This is a genomic window from Kitasatospora brasiliensis, assembly GCF_032654805.1.
Classification (GTDB): Bacteria; Actinomycetota; Actinomycetes; order Streptomycetales; family Streptomycetaceae; genus Kitasatospora; species Kitasatospora brasiliensis.
In genome coordinates, this window is sequence record NZ_JAUOOW010000009.1 from 47,234 (window position 1) to 63,639 (window position 16,406).

The 16,406-nt window shown below is 73.4% G+C and carries 12 protein-coding genes; 6 read left to right on the forward strand and 6 right to left on the reverse strand.

The window, feature by feature from the left end; all coding sequences use genetic code 11:
• Window positions 1–67 precede the first annotated feature (67 nt).
• The 3 genes from QWJ13_RS30465 to QWJ13_RS30475 form a co-directional block, all read right to left on the reverse strand.
• Window positions 68–2,365, reverse strand: coding sequence for an ATP-binding cassette domain-containing protein (locus tag QWJ13_RS30465; protein ID WP_316528537.1), 2,298 nt, complete (start codon window positions 2,363–2,365; stop codon window positions 68–70).
• 188 nt (window positions 2,366–2,553) lie between these two features.
• A complete protein-coding gene (locus QWJ13_RS30470) occupies window positions 2,554–2,898 on the reverse strand; it encodes a DUF5132 domain-containing protein (protein ID WP_316528539.1) in 345 nt (114 codons plus the stop codon).
• A gap of 312 nt (window positions 2,899–3,210) precedes the next feature.
• A complete protein-coding gene (locus QWJ13_RS30475; RefSeq protein WP_316528541.1) occupies window positions 3,211–4,902 on the reverse strand; it encodes a DUF885 domain-containing protein in 1,692 nt (563 codons plus the stop codon).
• A 211-nt stretch (window positions 4,903–5,113) separates the two neighbouring features.
• Between QWJ13_RS30475 and QWJ13_RS30480 the strand changes: the two genes are divergently transcribed.
• The 5 genes from QWJ13_RS30480 to QWJ13_RS30500 are packed head-to-tail and all read left to right on the forward strand — an operon-like array spanning window position 5,114 to window position 11,607.
• Window positions 5,114–6,700, forward strand: coding sequence for an ABC transporter substrate-binding protein (locus QWJ13_RS30480; protein ID WP_316528543.1), 1,587 nt, complete (start codon window positions 5,114–5,116; stop codon window positions 6,698–6,700).
• A gap of 15 nt (window positions 6,701–6,715) precedes the next feature.
• Complete coding sequence (locus tag QWJ13_RS30485) at window positions 6,716–7,684, forward strand: ABC transporter permease (RefSeq protein ID WP_316528544.1); 969 nt, start codon at window positions 6,716–6,718, stop codon at window positions 7,682–7,684.
• Window position 7,685: 1 nt separating this feature from the next.
• On the forward strand, window positions 7,686–9,536 hold the full coding sequence (locus tag QWJ13_RS30490; protein WP_316528545.1) for a dipeptide/oligopeptide/nickel ABC transporter permease/ATP-binding protein: 1,851 nt from the start codon (window positions 7,686–7,688) through the stop codon (window positions 9,534–9,536).
• A complete protein-coding gene (locus QWJ13_RS30495; RefSeq protein WP_316528547.1) occupies window positions 9,533–10,309 on the forward strand; it encodes an ABC transporter ATP-binding protein in 777 nt (258 codons plus the stop codon). The genes QWJ13_RS30490 and QWJ13_RS30495 overlap by 4 nt, the downstream gene beginning before the upstream one ends.
• A complete protein-coding gene (locus tag QWJ13_RS30500) occupies window positions 10,309–11,607 on the forward strand; it encodes an NAD(P)/FAD-dependent oxidoreductase (RefSeq protein ID WP_316528548.1) in 1,299 nt (432 codons plus the stop codon). Before QWJ13_RS30495 ends, QWJ13_RS30500 begins: the two co-directional genes overlap by 1 nt.
• On the opposite strand, the gene QWJ13_RS30505 is transcribed toward QWJ13_RS30500, so the two are convergent.
• The 3 genes from QWJ13_RS30505 to QWJ13_RS30515 form a co-directional block, all read right to left on the reverse strand.
• Entirely contained in the window at window positions 11,597–12,694 is a 1,098-nt protein-coding gene (locus QWJ13_RS30505) for an alpha/beta fold hydrolase (RefSeq protein ID WP_316528550.1), read from the reverse strand. The two genes, QWJ13_RS30500 and QWJ13_RS30505, sit on opposite strands and share 11 nt — an antisense overlap.
• A gap of 99 nt (window positions 12,695–12,793) precedes the next feature.
• Window positions 12,794–13,351, reverse strand: coding sequence for a GNAT family N-acetyltransferase (locus QWJ13_RS30510; protein ID WP_316528552.1), 558 nt, complete (start codon window positions 13,349–13,351; stop codon window positions 12,794–12,796).
• Window positions 13,348–14,520, reverse strand: coding sequence for a type III PLP-dependent enzyme (locus QWJ13_RS30515; protein WP_316528893.1), 1,173 nt, complete (start codon window positions 14,518–14,520; stop codon window positions 13,348–13,350). The genes QWJ13_RS30510 and QWJ13_RS30515 overlap by 4 nt, the downstream gene beginning before the upstream one ends.
• A gap of 504 nt (window positions 14,521–15,024) precedes the next feature.
• On the opposite strand from QWJ13_RS30515, the gene QWJ13_RS30520 reads away from it, so the two are divergent.
• Window positions 15,025–16,365 (forward strand): type I glutamate--ammonia ligase, encoded by a 1,341-nt coding sequence (locus tag QWJ13_RS30520; protein ID WP_316528553.1) that lies wholly within the window; start codon window positions 15,025–15,027, stop codon window positions 16,363–16,365.
• Window positions 16,366–16,406: the final 41 nt, after the last annotated feature.

A 16,406-nucleotide genomic window follows, 5' to 3' on the forward strand; every position in this document is an offset into this window, starting at 1 on the left:
GGGCACGCCTGGCCCCGCCGACCGCGGTGGCGTCACGCGGGCGGCGGGCGGGCGCTGCTGCTGTGGGTCAGGCGGCGAGTTCGCCGGCCTGGAGCTGCCAGAGGGATGCGTAGAGTCCGTGCAGCGCGAGGAGTTCGTCGTGGGTGCCCTGTTCGGCTACCACACCACCCTTGTCCAGGACGTAGATCCGGTCCGCGTGGCGAACGGTGGACAGCCGGTGGGCGATGACGACCATCGTCCGCTCGGCCGCGAAGCTCCGCAGCGCGCGCTGGATCGCGGCCTCGGTCTCGTTGTCCACGGCGGAGGTGGCCTCGTCCAGGATGACCACCGGCGAGTCCTTGAGGATCGCCCGGGCCAGGGCGATCCGCTGACGCTGGCCGCCGGAGAGGGCGGCGCCGCGTTCGCCGATCAGGGTGTCGTAGCCGTCCGGGAGCATCTCGACGAAGGTGTGCGCCTCGGCCATGGTGGCGGCCCGGGCCACGGCCTCGTCCGAGGCCCCGAAACTGCCGTAGCGGATGTTGTCGGCGATGCTGCCGTCGAAGAGGAACGGGTCCTGGGCGACGAAACCGACGGCGTGGCGCAGGTCGTGCCGACGCAGCTCCCGGACGTCCTGTCCGTCGAGCAGCACGCGACCGGACTCCGCGTCCTGGAAGCGCATCAGCAGCTTGGCGACCGTGGTCTTGCCGGAGCCGGTGGCCCCGACGAGGGCGGTGACCTGCCCGGCGGGGACGGTCAGCGAGAGGTCCTCCAGCACCGGCGGCCGGCCGGGGTAGGCGAAGGTGACATCGTCCAGGACGATCTCGCCGCGCACCTTCCCGGTGTCGAGCGGCCCGCCGGTGCCGTCGGCCTCGACGGGCAGTGCGCGCAGCCGGTGGACCCGGTCGTAGGCGGCGAGCGTGCGCTGGTACTGGTCGACGATGCCGCCGAGCCGGTTCATCCGCAGCATCACCATCTGGGGCAGCCCGATCAGCGGGCTGAACACCTCGAACGGCAGGCTGCCGTTGAGCACCGACCGGCCACCGATCAGCAGGGTGCCCGCCATCGAGCTGGTCGTGCAGACCCGGACGGTCTCGGCGTGCCGGATCGTGCTCCGGTCGGTCTGCTGGTTGCTGTCCTGGGCCTGCGCGCTCAGACGGTCGATCCGCTCGGCCTCGTAGTCCTCGGTGCAGAAGCTCTTGACGGTGGCGCCGGCCTCCAGGGTGTTCACCAGCTGGCTGTGCAGCCTGGCCCGGTCCTCCCCGGCCGCGGCGTAGTCGGCGGTGACCTTCTCCTGGTAGCGCAGCGACAGCCAGGCGATGACCGGGATCGGCAGGAAGGCGATCCAGGCGATCTGCGGTGCCAGCAGCAGGAACACCGGCACCAGGATGGCCAGGCTGGTGCCCATCTGGAGCACGTCGCTGGCCGAGGTGGCGAAGAAGGCGCCCAGCTGGCGGGTGTCCTCGGTGAGCACCCCGGCGATCCGGGTGGTCCGTTCGCCCTCCAGGTGCCGCAGTTCGAGGCGCTGCACGTGGTCGTACGTACGGCTGCGCCAGTCGTGCTCGATGTCCTGTCCGAGTCGGCGCCACTGGAGGTTCGAGGAGTAGGACAGACCCGCGACGGCGGCGCAGGCGACGGCCACCAGCCCAGCCAGGCCCCAGAGTTGGGCGGACGCGGTGGTCAGCCCGATCCGGACGAGCGGCGCAGCCTCACCCTTGATGAGGACCAGCGCGGTCCAGCCGAGGAAGGTGGCGAGCGCCATCTCCGCGACCTGGCAGGCGACGGAGAGCGCGGAGGCCTGGAGGAGCCGGCGTCGGTGCGGTCCGACGATCTCCCGCAGGGGGTGGCGTTCGTCGGCGAGCCCGGCCAGCTCGCCGGCCGTGTCGACCGTTCTGCGCCAGGCCTTCCGGACGACGGCCGCGGTCGCGACCGCGATCCCGCCGAGCGCCACCAACTGCCTGCTCAGTGCCGATCCACGGATCAGCGCGACACCGGCCGCCGCTGCGCCGCCGACGGCGAGGACCGGTCGCACGACGAGGCCTCGGTCCGGGCGCGGAGCCGGTGCGGTGGCGGGCCGGGCCGACGCAGGCCTCCCCGTCCGGGGCGGCCCCTGGGTGACCAGGGCGACCGCCCTGCGGACGATCCGGCCGACGTCCGCGGCGCGCACCCGCGCGTCGTACCGAACGAGCACCCCACCGGTGATCGGACTCGCCTGCGCCTCGGTGATCCCGGGGACGCGCCGCAGGGTGGCGGCGAGGAGTTCGGCCGTCCGGGGCCGCCCGAGGATCAGTTTGACGTCCCAGCGCTGGCGCCCCGGGATGACCGAGCGCGGGCGCACGTCCGAATCCAGGGTGAGGTTCCCGGCTGCGGCACCCAGCAGAGATGGCATGTGTACGTTCACCTGTTTGCGGAGGTCGCGGATGGGCCGTCATTGGGCATGGCGGAACATTGCGACGGAGTGGAAAGAGTGAAGGGGAATGCGGTTCGACCGAAGGAATGACGGCCGCCGCGTGGACACATATTCCGGACCTGGCCGGAACATGCGCCCAGGCGGGTGATCGGGCCCTGGAACGGGCGTCAGTGCGCCTTGCCGACGGCGGCTCCGGCGCCCGCGCGGATCTTGGGGGTCCTCGGTTCCTGCTCGGTCCGGTGGTTGCCCTCGTCGCCCTTCTCGCCGTTCGGAGCGGGAGCCTCGGCGCTCCGGTGGTGCTCGTCGGAGGCGATCTGATCGGCCATCATGTCGGCGGCCACTTCGGCGGCGAGGTCGTGGATGTTCTCCCCGGCCTCATGGGCCGCCTTCTTCACCTCCATCACGATGCCGACGGACGTCTTGACGACGCCGCGGACCAGCGGCTTGAGGAGGCGCTTGGCCAGTGGCGCGACGATGAGGCCGACCAGGAAGGGCGGTACTACGGGCGGCATGATGCTCCAACCTCTCTACGCAGACGGATGACAGGGGACCCCGGGGGCACTGCGAACTCCGGAGCACACACAACAGAGCGGACCGAAGCTCCCATCTCCGGAATTCTCGAATCCCTTGCCGGATTTCCCTGCTGGGCCGAATTCCTCGTCGATGGGGTCCATCGCCCGCTCCCTCGCCACCGTAGTCCAGCCGGACTCAGCGGGGCCAAATATCCTCGGTCGATTCACCCGTGCGAGTGCTTTACCGGCCACTCGCTTCCACAGGTTGCAGCATGCATACTCACCCAATAAGCCACTAATCCTATTTAGGGATTAACGCCGAATGCCGAGCTCCCGCTCCACCCTCCGCCCCAGCGCCGGAAACGGCAGCCCGCCGCCACCCAGCACCGCCTCGTGGAAGGCCCGCACCTCGAACCCGGCGCCCAGCTCCACCTCCGTCCGGGCCCGGAGCCGACTGAACTCCAGGTAGCCCGCCCGGTAGGAGAGCGCCTGCCCGGGCAGGTCCGTCCCGTACCGCAGCAGGTCCGAGGCGATCTGGCCGTCCGCCTCGGTGGAGTTGGCACGCATGAAATCCCGGGCTTGCTCCAGGCTCATCGTCCCGAGATTGAGCCCGGTGTCCACGACCAGCCGCTGCGCGGTGAACCGCTCCTGGGTGAGGCGACCGTAGGCGTCCCACGGGTCGTCGTAGAGGCCCATCTCCCAGCCGAGGCCCGCCGCGTACTCGGCCCAGCCCTCGTTGAAGGCGCCGAACTCGGCCACCTCACGGCGCAATTGCGGAAGACAATCATTCTCCGCCTGGCGGGCGAGGTGGAAGTGGTGCCCCGGCGCCAGCTCGTGGTAGATGAGCGAGGCCGCACCGAGCAGCGAGCGCCCGTCCAGGCCGGAGCCGTTGTAGCGGTAGCGCCCTACGGGCGTGGCCGGGGTCGGCTGCTCGTAGTACCCGAAGGTCATCCCGGCCTCCAGCGCCGGATCCAGCCGCGCCAGTCCGTGCGGCGCGGCCGGCAGCACCGCGAACCAGCGCGGCAGCAGCGGGGTGAGCCGGTCGAGGTAGCCCTGGTAGCGGGCCTCCACCTCCTCGGGGGTCCGGGCGTACAGCCGTGGCTCGGTGCGCAGCCGGTCGTGGAACTCGGCCTCCGGGCCGTGGAAGCCCAGCGTCGCGCGCACCTCCCCCATCCGTTCGGCGAGTTCGCGGCACTGCTCGCGGCCGAGTTCGTGCAGCCGCTCGGGTGGCGTGTCACCCCCACTGTGGGCCCGGACGAAGTCCCGGTAGGCCTCCTCGCCTCCCTGGTACCAGGCCCAGCCGACCTCCTGCGGCGCCTCGCGCAGGTAGGCCGGGTCGTCGAGGACGGCGAGCAGCCGGTCGAAGCCTTGCGTCAACTCGCCCTCCACCAGCCGCCGTACGCCGTCGCGGAGTTGCCCGCGTCTGGCCGGCCCCAGCCGGTCGAGCCGTCCGTCGTCCACCTCCACCCGGTGTGTGAGCGACGTCCGCAGCCCGGCGAGGGTGACGCGCGCTCCGGCCAGCGCCGGGGCGGGCACCCGGAAGCCGCGCGCCGCCTGGCCCGCCACCTTGTCCCCGATCGAGCCGACCACCCGGGACAGCTCCCGCACCAGCCCCAAGTACCGGTCGGCGTCGGGCGGTTCGGCGAAGACGAACGGGCGTAGCACCGCGTCGGCGTACAGCGACAGCGGGAACAGCCGGTACGGGGTGGCGGCGGGCGTCAGCCAGTAGCAGCGGTGGGCCCGAAGTTCCTGCTCGGCCAGCCCCACGAGGAATCCGCGGGTGTCCGCGTCGGCGCCGGACAGCTCCGCCTCGGCCAGCGCCCGTACCCGTTCCAGCACGCCCCCGGCGAACCGCGCCCGCTCCTCGGCCTCGGCGAGCGAGGCCCCGGGCAGCGTCTCGACCGGGAGCCCCTGGCGGACTCTCAGCAGTGGCTCGCGCTCCAGCAGGAACTCCCAGTAGCGGTCCGCCAGGTGTCCGATCTCCCGGCTCGGTTCGTTCGTCATGCGGCCCATCCTGGCGACGACCGACCACCGAGCGGCCCGATCCGGGATTCGCGGACTGTGACACCCCTCGAAAGGGTGAATCACGATCGCCCTCCGCAGCCGCCGCCACGGCGTCCGACCGGGTCGGCAGGCGTCTCCGACCATTCAAACATCCGTGCCGTACGTGCTGGTTGACTCACCACGGCCAAGACCTGGTGGCACCATGGCCGCCATGTCCCGACGCACCCCGCCGGTCACTCTGGCGGCCACCCTCACCGCCTCGGCCGTCGCGCTGAGCGGCTGCGGCGGCGTCGCCCCCTCATCGACGACCACCCCCCTGATCGAGCACGGAACGGTCCGGATCGCCGAGTCCAGTGAGACGCCGAGCTTCGATCCGTACTCCACCTTCGGGGCCAGTCAGGCCCGCTACGCCTACGACTCGCTGGTCAACGTCGCCCCCGACGGCACCGTGGTCTCCGGCCTCGCCTCCTCCTGGCAGGCCACCACCACCACGGCGGTCTTCACCCTCCGCCCGGGCATCACCTGTTCCGACGGCACCCCGCTCACCGCCTCCGCCGTGGCCCGGGCACTGACGTACGCGAGCGACCCGGCCAAGCAGCTCGCCGGCGCCCAGACCGTCCTGCCCAACGTCCCGTTCACCGCGACCGCCGACGACCAGGCCGGCACGGTGTCCGCGACCGCCGCCGCCCCCTTCCCCTTCCTCACCCGCACCCTCGGCCTGCTGCCGATCGTCTGCCCCGCCGGGCTCGACCATCCGCAGTCGCTGGACCGCGCCACCCAGGGCACCGGCCCGTACGTGCTCACCCGCTACTCCCCCGGCGGGCCCTACGAGTTCACCGTCCGCGAGGGCTACAGCTGGGGCCCGTCCGGGGCGACCACCGCGACGCCCGGCCTGCCGGCCCGGATCGTGCTCTCGGTGGTGCCCCAGGCCGCGACCGCGGCGAACCTGCTGCTGACCGGGGGCATCGACATCGCGGGCGTGAACGGGCCCGACCGCGCCCGGCTCGCCGGCCACGGCCTCACCGCCGAGGACGTGGAGACGGTGGTCGGGCTGACCTTCTTCAACCAGCGCCCCAGCCACCCACTGGCCGACCCGGCCGTGCGCCGCGCCCTGGTGTCCGCCCTCGACCGCCAGGGCCTCGCCAACGTCGCCGTCGGCGGCACCGGCCGGCCCGCCACCGGCTTCGGCGCCGAGGGGGCCGTCTGCCACGCCGACCTCGCCGACGCCAACCTGCCCGCCCAGGACGCCGCCGAGGCCCTGCGCGCCGCCGGCTGGACCCGCGCGGGCCCGGAGGACCTGCTGACCAAGGACGGCCGGCCGCTGCGGCTGCGCCTGATCACCAGCCCGGACCTCGGGCCGACCCTGCCACCCGCCGCCGAGCTGATGGCCCGGACCTGGACGGCGCTCGGCGCGGACGTCACGCTGGTCACCGAGAGCCTGCCCGCCCTCGTCAACGCGATGTACCAGACCGGCGATTTCGACGTCGTCGTCGGCACCTCGCCGGGCTTCGCCCTGCCGGCCGGCTTCATCCCGTTCTTCTCCGGGCCCACCCCCGCCCGGGGCCTCAACTTCGCGGGCGTCAGCAACCCCGAGTACGACACCCTGGTCGCACAGGCCCTCCGGGAGCCCGACACCGAGGGCTGCGACACCTGGAACCGGGCCGCCGCCGCGCTCTTCCGCGCGGCCGACGCCCTGCCGATCGCGGACGGCCGGAGCACCCTGTACGGCCGGAGCACCACCTTCGCCACGACCTTCGGCGGCCAGCTCGTCCCCACCAGCATCCGCCTCCACCAGTGACCCAGGGGCCCACCGTTGTCCGTACCCCGCCTGCTGCGGCACCCCTGGACGGTGTTCCTCGGACGCCGCGCCGCCCGCCTGCTCCTCTCCCTCGGGGTGGTGCTCACCGCGTCCTTCGCGATGATCCGTCTCATTCCCGGTGACCCGGTCCGCGCCGCCCTCGGCGTCGACGCCGCCCCCGCTCTGGTGGCCGCCCGCCGGCACCAACTCGGGCTCGATGCGCCGTTCCTGGCCCAGTACCGGCACTACCTGGACGGCCTGGTACACGGCGACCTCGGGACGTCCCTGGTCACCGGCACGCCGGTCGCCGAACTGGTCCGCACCCGGCTGCCGGCCACTCTGGAGATCGCCGGCCTGGCCTTCCTGGTCACCCTCGCCGTGGCCCTGCCCGGCGGACTGCTCGCCGCCGTCCGCACCCGCGACGGCCGGCGCCCGCGCAGCGAGCTGGCGTTCACCATGGTCACCGCCGGCCTGGCCGGGGTGCCGGACTTCGTGCTGGCGGCCGGGCTCACCGCCCTGCTGGCCGTCGGCCTCCAGCTGCTGCCGGTGGCCGGCGCGGCGGGCGCCGAGTCCTTCGTCCTGCCGGTGCTGGCCCTCGCTCTCGCGCCGACGGCCGTCCTGCTGCGGATCGTCCGGGTCGAGGCACTGAAGGTGCTGGGCGAGGACTATCTGCGCACCTCCCGGAGCAAACGGCTGTCCCCCGCCCGTCGCTACCTGCGGCACGCCGCGCCGAACACGGCGACCGCCGCGCTCACCGTCGCCGGGAGCCTGCTGCCCGCCATGATCGCCGGCACCGTGCTGGTCGAGAAGGTGTTCGCCTGGCCCGGCATCGGCTCGGCGCTGGCCCAGTCCGTGGTGAGCCAGGACTACCCGGTCGTCCAGGCGATGGTGCTGATCCTGGGCACCACCGTGTTGCTGGCCGGCCTCCTGGTCGACGTGCTGCTGGCCGTGCTCGACCCCCGTTCGACGATCCGGGAGAGCTGAGATGCCCCTTCCCCGCAGGTACCTCCGCTCACCGATGGCCTGGATCACCGCGGTCATGCTGGCCTCGCTGCTCGCCCTCGCCCTGGCCGCACCGCTCCTGTGGGGCGCGGCGGCCGACCGCCCCAACCCCTCCGCGGTACTCCAAGGCCCTTCCACCGCCCACCCGTTCGGCACCGACAACCTCGGCCGCGACGTGCTCGCCCGGGTGCTGACCGCCACCCGCCCCTCCCTGCTGCTCGCACTGGCCGCCACCCTGCTCGGCGCCACCGGCGGCATCCTGCTCGGCGCGGCCACCGCCGTCGTCGGCCGCCGCGCCCGCCGGCTGCTCGCCGGGCTGATCAACCTGCTGCTCGCCTTCCCCGCACTGCTGGTCGCGATGTTCCTCGCGGTCGTCTTCGGCGCGGGCACCGCCGGGGCGGTGCTCGCCCTCGCCGTCGCGGGCATCCCCGGCTTCGCGCGGCTCGCCCAGACCCTCGCGGCCGCCGTCGCGGGCACCGACCACCTGGCCGCAGCCCGGGTCCTCGGCCTGCGCCGGCACCGGCTGCTGTGGCGGCACGTGCTGCCCAACATCGCCGAACCGCTGCTGCTGGCCACCACCACGGCCGCAGGCACGGCCCTGGTCGCACTCGCCGGGCTGAGCTTCCTCGGCCTGGGCGTCCAGCCGCCCGCCTACGACTGGGGCCAACTGCTCAACCAGGGGCTCGACCGGATCTTCGCCGACCCCCTGCCCGCGCTCGCCCCCGGCCTGGCCGTCCTCTACGCGGCCCTGACCTTCCAACTGCTCGGCGAGGTCCTGGCCGGCCGCGTCGCCCGGCGCACCCCGGCGCCCCGGACACCCGCGCCACCGCCCGCCCCGAGCGAGCGCGCCGAGGACGGCCTGGTGCTCCAGGTCGAGGACCTCAGTGTCGAACTCCCCACCCCGGAGGGCGTGATCCGGCCCGTGTGCGGAGTGGACCTCTCGCTGCGCCCCGGCGAGATCGTAGGGCTCGTCGGCGAGTCCGGCTCCGGCAAGTCGCTCACCGCGCTCGCCATCGCCGATCTGCTCCCGGAGCAGGCCCGCATCACCCGGCGGACGCTGCGCCTGCTCGGCGCCGACCTCGCCACCATGACGCCGAGGCAGCGCGATCGCGACCTCGCGACCGGCCTGGCGATGGTCTTCCAGAACCCGGCCTCCGCGCTCAACCCGTCGCTGCGGATCTCCACCCAGCTCACCGAGGCCGTCCGCGCCCACCGCGGCATGAGCCGCACCGAGGCGCTGACGCAGGCCTCCGACGCCCTGCGGCAGGTGGCCCTGCCGCCGACCGTGCTGCGGGCCCGCCCCCACCAGCTCTCCGGCGGCCAGCGCCAGCGGGTGATGATCGCCGCCGGGCTGATGATGCGGCCGGGCCTGATCATCGCGGACGAGCCGACCACCGCGCTCGACGTCACCGTGCAGCGGCAGATCACCCAGCTGCTCTCCGGCATCCGGCGGGACAGCGGCGCCGCCATCCTGTTCATCAGCCACGACATCGCGCTGGTCGGCGAGTTCTGCGACCGGGTCCTGGTGATGTACGCGGGGACCATCGTCGAGTCGCTGCCCGCCGACCGGCTCGCCACCGGCGCCCGGCACCCCTACACCCACGCGCTGGTCGCCTCGGTCCCGGACCTCGGGGCGGACCGTGACCGGCCGCTGCCGACGGTTCCGGGCGCCCCGCCCGACCCGCTCGCCCCCGCCCCTGGCTGCCCGTTCGAGCCCCGCTGCCCGCGCCGCCGGGACCGCTGCGCCGAACAGGCCCCGCCGCTGGGAGACCTCGACGCGGAGCAGCGGGTCGCGTGCTGGAACCCGGTGCCGGTGGAGGTCCTCGCCTCATGACCGCCCTTCAGGTCCGCGACCTCACCGTCCGCCACCACGGCCCGCACGGCCCGGTCACCGCCGTGGACGGCGTCTCCCTGGAGATCCCTCCCGGCACCACGCTCGGGCTCGTCGGCGAGTCCGGTTCCGGGAAGTCGAGCCTGGCCCACGCCCTCGTCGGCCTCACTCCGGTGCACGGGGGACGCGTCCTGCTCGACGGCCGGGAGGTCCGGGTCCGGACAGTCGGCGACCGGCGCCGGCTCGGTCGCCTGGTCCAGATCGTCCTCCAGGACCCGGACTCCGCGCTGGACCCCCGGATGACCGTCCGCCAGACGCTGGTCGAGGCGGCGACCGTCTTCCACCGGCTCGACCGGCCGGCCCGGGCCGCGCGCGTCACCGGCCTGCTCGAACTCGTCGGCCTGGACCCCGGGCTCGCCGATCGCCTGCCGCGACAGCTGTCCGGCGGACAGCGCCAACGGGTCGCCGTCGCCCGCGCCCTGGCCGTCGGGCCGGAACTGCTGATCGCCGACGAGATCACCTCCGCGCTCGACGTCTCGGTGCAGGCCGCCGTCCTCAACACCATCCGCGACCTCCAGCGTCGGCTCGGCCTGTCGATGCTCTTCATCGGCCACAACCTGCCCGCGGTCTGCCATGTCTCCGACACGGTGGCGGTCATGCGGGACGGCCGGATCGTCGAGACCGCCCCCACCGAGGCCCTGCTGCGCTCCCCGCGGCACCCGTACACCCGGGCCCTGCTCGACTCCGTGCCCCGCCTACCCCCGGGAAGGTCCTGATGGCCAGTCTCCAGCCGGACGCCGTGATCGTCGGAGCCGGGGTGATCGGCTCCGCCGTCGCCCTCGAACTCGCCCGCGCCGGGCGGCAGGTGCTCGTCGTGGACAAGGCGGGTGCCGCCGGCCACGGCTCCACCAGCGCGTCCAGCGCGATCGTCCGCTTCAACTACTCGACCTTCGCCGGGGTCGCCACCGCCTGGGAGGCCCAGCACCTCTGGACGTCCTGGCCCGAGCGCCTGGGGCTCACCGGCGGCCGCCCGCTCGCCGCCTTCCACCGCACCGGCACCGTGGTGCTCGACTCGCCCTCCGTCCCGCCGGCCAACTCCGCCGCCCTGTTCGACCGCGTCGGTGTCCCGTACGAACGCTGGGACGCCGACGCGCTGCGCCGCCACCTGCCCGGGATCGACCCCGGCCGGTACTGGCCGCCGAAGCCGGTCGACGAGGACGCCTTCTTCGACGGCCCGTCCGGTGAGCTCGGCGCTCTGTACACCCCGGACGCCGGGTTCGTCGACGACCCGCAGCTCGCCGCCCAGAACCTCGCCGACGCGGCGGCCGAGCTGGGCGCGCGCTTCCTGTTCCACCACACCGTGGCGGCCGTCGACCGGCACCCGCACCGCCCCGACCGGGTGACGGGCCTCCGGCTGGCCGACGGCACCCGGATCGCCGCACCGGTCGTGGTCAACGCCGCCGGCCCCTGGTCGGGAGGCCTCAACCGGCTGGCCGGCGTCGGCGACGACTTCACCATCGGCGTCCGCCCGCTGCGCGAGGAGGTCCACCAGATCGCCGACCCCGGCATCGGCCCGGTGGTCGCCGACCTCGACCTCGGCACCTACCTCCGGCCGGCCACCGACGGCCACGTCCTCATCGGCGGCACCGAACCGGCCTGCGACCCGCCGGAGTGGATCGACGACCCGGACCAGGCCGACCCCCGCCCCACCGCCCACTGCTTCCGCACCCAGGTCACCCGGGTGGCGCGCCGCTTCCCGCAGATCGGCATCCCCAACCGGCCGCTCGGGATCGCGGGCGTCTACGACGTCGCCGACGACTGGACCCCGATCTACGACCGCACCGCGCTCGCCGGCTACTACGTCGCCATGGGCACCAGCGGCAACCAGTTCAAGAACGCCCCACTGGTCGGCCGCCTCCTCACCACCCTGATCGACCGGGTCGAAACCGGCCACGACCACGACGGCGACCCGGTCCGCTACCGCTGCGAACACACCGGCAACGTCGTGGACCTGGGCGCCTTCTCCCGCCGCCGCCCCGTCCGGCCCGACTCCGCCCGGACGGTCATGGGCTGACCGCCCGCAGCTCCCGCACCAGGTCTTCGACCACGTCGACCACGAACTCGGGTGCCTCGTGCGGGAAGTCGTGGCCTGTCCCCTCCGGCGTGTACACCAGCCGGGACGCCGTCGACGCCGCCAGGTACCGCGTCCTGCTCCGGAGGTAGAAGCGCCTGATCCGCTCGGCCTCGACCGCGTCCCGGGCCCCGGCCAGCACCGCCTCACCGCCGATGAGGTCCCGGGGTATCACCAGCACCAGCGGCAGGTCTCCTAGGTCCCCGTCGTACACCACGGTTTCCCAGCCCACCCTGGCCAGGCCGGACGGCGACAGCTCGGCGAAGATCGACGCGGCCGCGCAGCCGTGCCCGGTCGGGCTCCCGGCGCTGCGGTGGGCACCGAACAGCTGCCGCACCGCCGTCCGCAGGAAGCCCCGACGCATCCGCGCGAGCTGCGGGTTGAGCGGCGCGAAGGCGATGACCTCCAGCGGCGTCGGATCCAGCAGCACGAGGCCCGCCACCAGCTCCGGTCGACGCCTGGCCACGTTCGCGACCAACAGCCCCCCGAAGGAATGGCCGACGAGCACGAAGGGGGCATGCTCCCCCGCACCCTGCAGCGCGGCCGGAAGCTCCTCCGCCTCGGCCGCCGTCGTCCGGGGGAAGGGCCCGACATCGCTCCAGCCCGTCCCGAGGCGGTCGACCAGGACGGACCGGGTCCTTGCCGACAGCATGGTGTGCAGCTCCCGAAAGTCCTCCCCGGGGGCGTGTCCGCCGGGGATCCAGACCACCGTCGGTCCGCCCCCGGGATCCCCCTCGGCGAGGACGTGCATCCGGTGGCCGCCCACGTCCACCAGCCGCCCCGGTGGCGGATTCGCCCGCGCCTCCCGGGCCACCAGCAGCAGGTGACGAACGGCTCCCGCCGCCAGCAGCACACCGACGGCCATCAGCAGGCCACCAAGCGCCACCGCCCATGCCGCCACCGCCCATGCCGCCCCCGCCCCGACCAGCCCGCCGCCCAGCGCCAGCACCAGCAGCGCGACCGGCACCCCCAGCCAATCCCGGCTCAGCAATGCGAGCAGGGAGCCTGCGACCCGTCCGTCCCGGCGCATCGGTCCTCCGCGAAGGCACTCGACAACCGATCCTTGCCAGTATCCTCCCCCGGGCCGTCCACCCCAATGCCGAGCCGTCCGAGACGGCGGGGCCGACGATCACCCCACCTCGACGCCGGGTGCGGACACGAGCGCACGATCGGTGACGGCGGGTTCCAGCGGCTTCACCATATAGACCGCCTCGGCGCCGTAGCTCGCGGGCAGGTCGATCTCGGGCCGGGCGCGGTAGCCCAGCCGGGCCCACACCAGCTGCGAGCCGTGCACGGCGACCAGCGAGAGGGTCCGGCGGTCGGCCGCCCGGCCGGTCTCCTCCAGGTGCCGCATCAACCGGCGGGCCAGCCCTCGGCCGCGCGCCCGCTCGGCGATCACCAGGTCGTGGGCGTGCAGGTTGCTCTCCCGGTCGCCCTCCGGCACCGCGCCGTCCTCGGACAGGCTCAGGTCCGGGCAGCGGAACAGCGGGTACGGCAGGGCGAGCAGGTAGCCGCCGAGGCCGCCCGCGCGCTCCAGCACGAAACAGGTGTCCGGCGAGGCCCGGTGCCGGGAGCGCAGCGCCTCGCGGCCCTCGGACAGGCCGCTGGCGGCGTAGGCGCGCTCCTCCAGCGCCACCACCTCGTCCCAGTCCTTCTCCTGAAACAGTCGGATGCGGGTGTCGCTCATGCGTCTCCTCCGTCCGGAGTCTGGCCGCCGACACAGGTGTACGGCAGCGGTACGAAGCCGTTGAAGCCCTGGGTGGCGTAGGCGGTGGCGTACGCGCCGCAGGAGTGGACCCACACCGGGTCCCCGGAGGCGATCGCACGCGGGACGCGGACCAGGCCGTTCTCCCGGGAATACGCGTCGTCGCTGTCACAGGTCGGGCCGGCCACCACGGCGTTGACGAACTGCCCTCCCGGCTGGGTCGGGAACTCCAGCCGGTACTGCAACTGGTCCATCTCGTACAGGCCGTTGAACTTGCCGCAGCTCAGGTACAGCCAGTCCTCGCGGCTGCCGTCGAGCCGACGGCGGGAGGTGAGCCGGGCGACATGGGCGCGGATCGCACCGTGGTCGGCGACCAGGTGGCGCCCGGGCTCCAGCAGGAACTCCAGCGGCCCCGCGTTGACGGCGCGCAGCCGTTCCATGCCCTCGCGGATCACCGCGAACATCTTGTCCAACGGTGGGTCCAGCGGCCGCCCGTACCGGTCCAGGACGCCGAGCGCGGGCAGTCCGCCACCGAGGTTGATCCGATTCGGGGTGATGCCACGCCAGTTGAGCGCTTCCAGGACGTCCGCCAGCGAGTCGATCGCCGCGGTCCACGCCTCGGCGGTCATCTGCTGCGAGCCGACGTGCACCGACAGCCCGGACGGGACCAGCCCGGCGGTCCGGGCTTCGCCGAGCACTCGCGGGACATCCTCGGGCGAGCAGCCGAACTTGTGGCTCAGGCCCCACAGCGCGCCCTCGCCGGAGGTCGCGATCCGGCAGAACACCCGTGCGCCGGGCGCGTGTCGGGCGATCGCCGCGACATCCTCCACACAGTCGGTGGCGAAGTCCCGGACGCCCAGTCGGTAGGCCTCGGCGATGTTCCGGTCGGACTTGACGGTGTTGCCGTAGTGGATCAGCTCGGGGGCCACTCCGGTGCGCAGCGCCTGGGCGATCTCCTGCGGGCTCGCCGCGTCGAAGCCGGAGCCGAGGGCGGCGAGGTGGTCCAGCACCTCGCCCACCGGACAGGCCTTCATCGCGAACCGGACAGCCACGCCCGGGAGTTCGACACACAGGGCGTTGTACTGTCGGCCGATGCCGTCCAGGTCGTAGATGATCCGGTCGTCGGTGGCAGCGGCGAGGGCGGCGCGCAGCGCGGCGCGGTCGTGCTGATTGGGGACGCTGTCCGGCGCAACTGGAGCACGGTGACCGGCTCTTCCATCGCCGCCTGTCCGGCATGGCTCGGCGATCTCGCGCAGGTCGGTGGTATAGGGCCTCACGGGCGAACTCCTGGTCCGACTGGATGATGGGTATATCAAGGGCTTTCTGGCACCCATGAGAGGAAAGGAGGAGTCCAAAGGTCGGCTGCGACACCCGACTTGGACTCCCTCCTCCGCACTCTACGGACCTCCGGAGCCTGCGCTCCTACCTGCCGTCGGGCAGTTGCAGGAGCGTTAAGCCACCACCCGGCATGCAGGTTCACTCGAACGGAGTCGGCATGAGCCCCCACAGCCTTGACGACCGAGTCCCACCCAAGGCCGTCGAGGAATCTCCGCGTCCCACGTCCGGTGTCAGTTCGCGGGCACGGCCGTTCACGGATGAGTGAATTCCGGGCCGACCTGCCATCGCCCGACTGTCGCGAACGCCAGCATGGCCGCATGACCACCACGTACCCCCCAGCCGAGCGGGCCGCCCAGGCCCGGGAGGCCGAAGCCCACCTCGCCACCAGCGGAATCGACGGGGTGGTGTTCGGCTGGGTCGACAACGCCGGCATCACCCGGGTGAAGTCCGTCCCGCTCGCCCAGCTCGAACACGCCGCCGAGCACGGTGTCGGCGCCGTGCCCTGCTTCGAGGTCTCCCTGGTGGACGACTCCTTCACCTCCACGCCTTCGAGCACCGGCCCGGTGGGCGATCTGCGGCTCGTCCCCGACCTCGACCGGCTCGCCCCGCTCGCCGCCCAGCCCGGCTGGGCCTGGGCCCCTGCCGACCGCTACGCCCAGGACGGCACCCCGCACCCCGGCTGCCAGCGCGGCTTCGCCCGCCGGATCACCGAGGCCATCGAGCGACGCGGGTTCTCGGTCCGGGCCGGGATCGAGATCGAGTGGGTGGTGGCCGACGCCACCGGGGCTCCCGCGACGACCGCGCCGGGGTTCGGGATGACCCGCTTCATCGAGCACTCCGACTACCTGCGGGAGGTGCTGCGCGCCCTCACCGCCCAGGGTCTGGCCGTCCTCCAGCTCCACCCCGAGTACGCCGCCGGGCAGTTCGAGGTCTCGGTCGCCGCGGAAGGGCCCGTCGAGGCGGCCGATACCGCCATACTGGTGCGCCACACCATCCGGGCCGTCTCCGCCCGGCGCGGCCTGCGGGTCTCGTACGCTCCCCTGTTCACCGAAGGCGCGGTCGGCAACGGCGGCCACCTGCACCTCAGCCTCTGGCGGGACGGCCGGAACCTCGGGCACGGCGGCCCCGGCCGGCACGGGCTGCACCCCGAGGCCGAGCACTTCCTCGCGGGCGCGTTGGCCGAGCTACCCGCCCTGCTCGCCCTCGGCACGCCCAGCGTCGCCTCCTATCTGCGGCTGGTTCCCTCCCACTACGCCGGCGCCTACCGCTGCTGGGGCCTGGAGAACCGGGAGGCGGCACTGCGCCTGATCGCCGGCTCCGCCGCCGGTCAGGCCAACGCCGAGTTCAAGTGCTTCGACGCCGCCGCCAACCCGTACCTGGCGATCGGCGGCGTGCTGGCCGCCGGACTCGCCGGCCTGGCCGCCGGCCTGCCCCTCCCACCCGAGACCGTGGGCGACCCCGCCGCCCTCGACGGCGCCGAGCGCCTGCCGGCGAGCCTGCCGGAGGCGATCGACGCGTACGAGAAGTCCGCCGTCCTGCGGCAGGCACTCGGCCCCGAGCTGTACGAGACGGTGCTGGCCGTCCGGCGGGCGGAGGCGGAGCTGTTCGCGATGCGCACGGACGCCGAGGTCATCGACGCCACCCGCTGGCGCTACTGACGGGAGATCTGTTCCGCAGGTGCTCTCCGACCCGGGGGCCG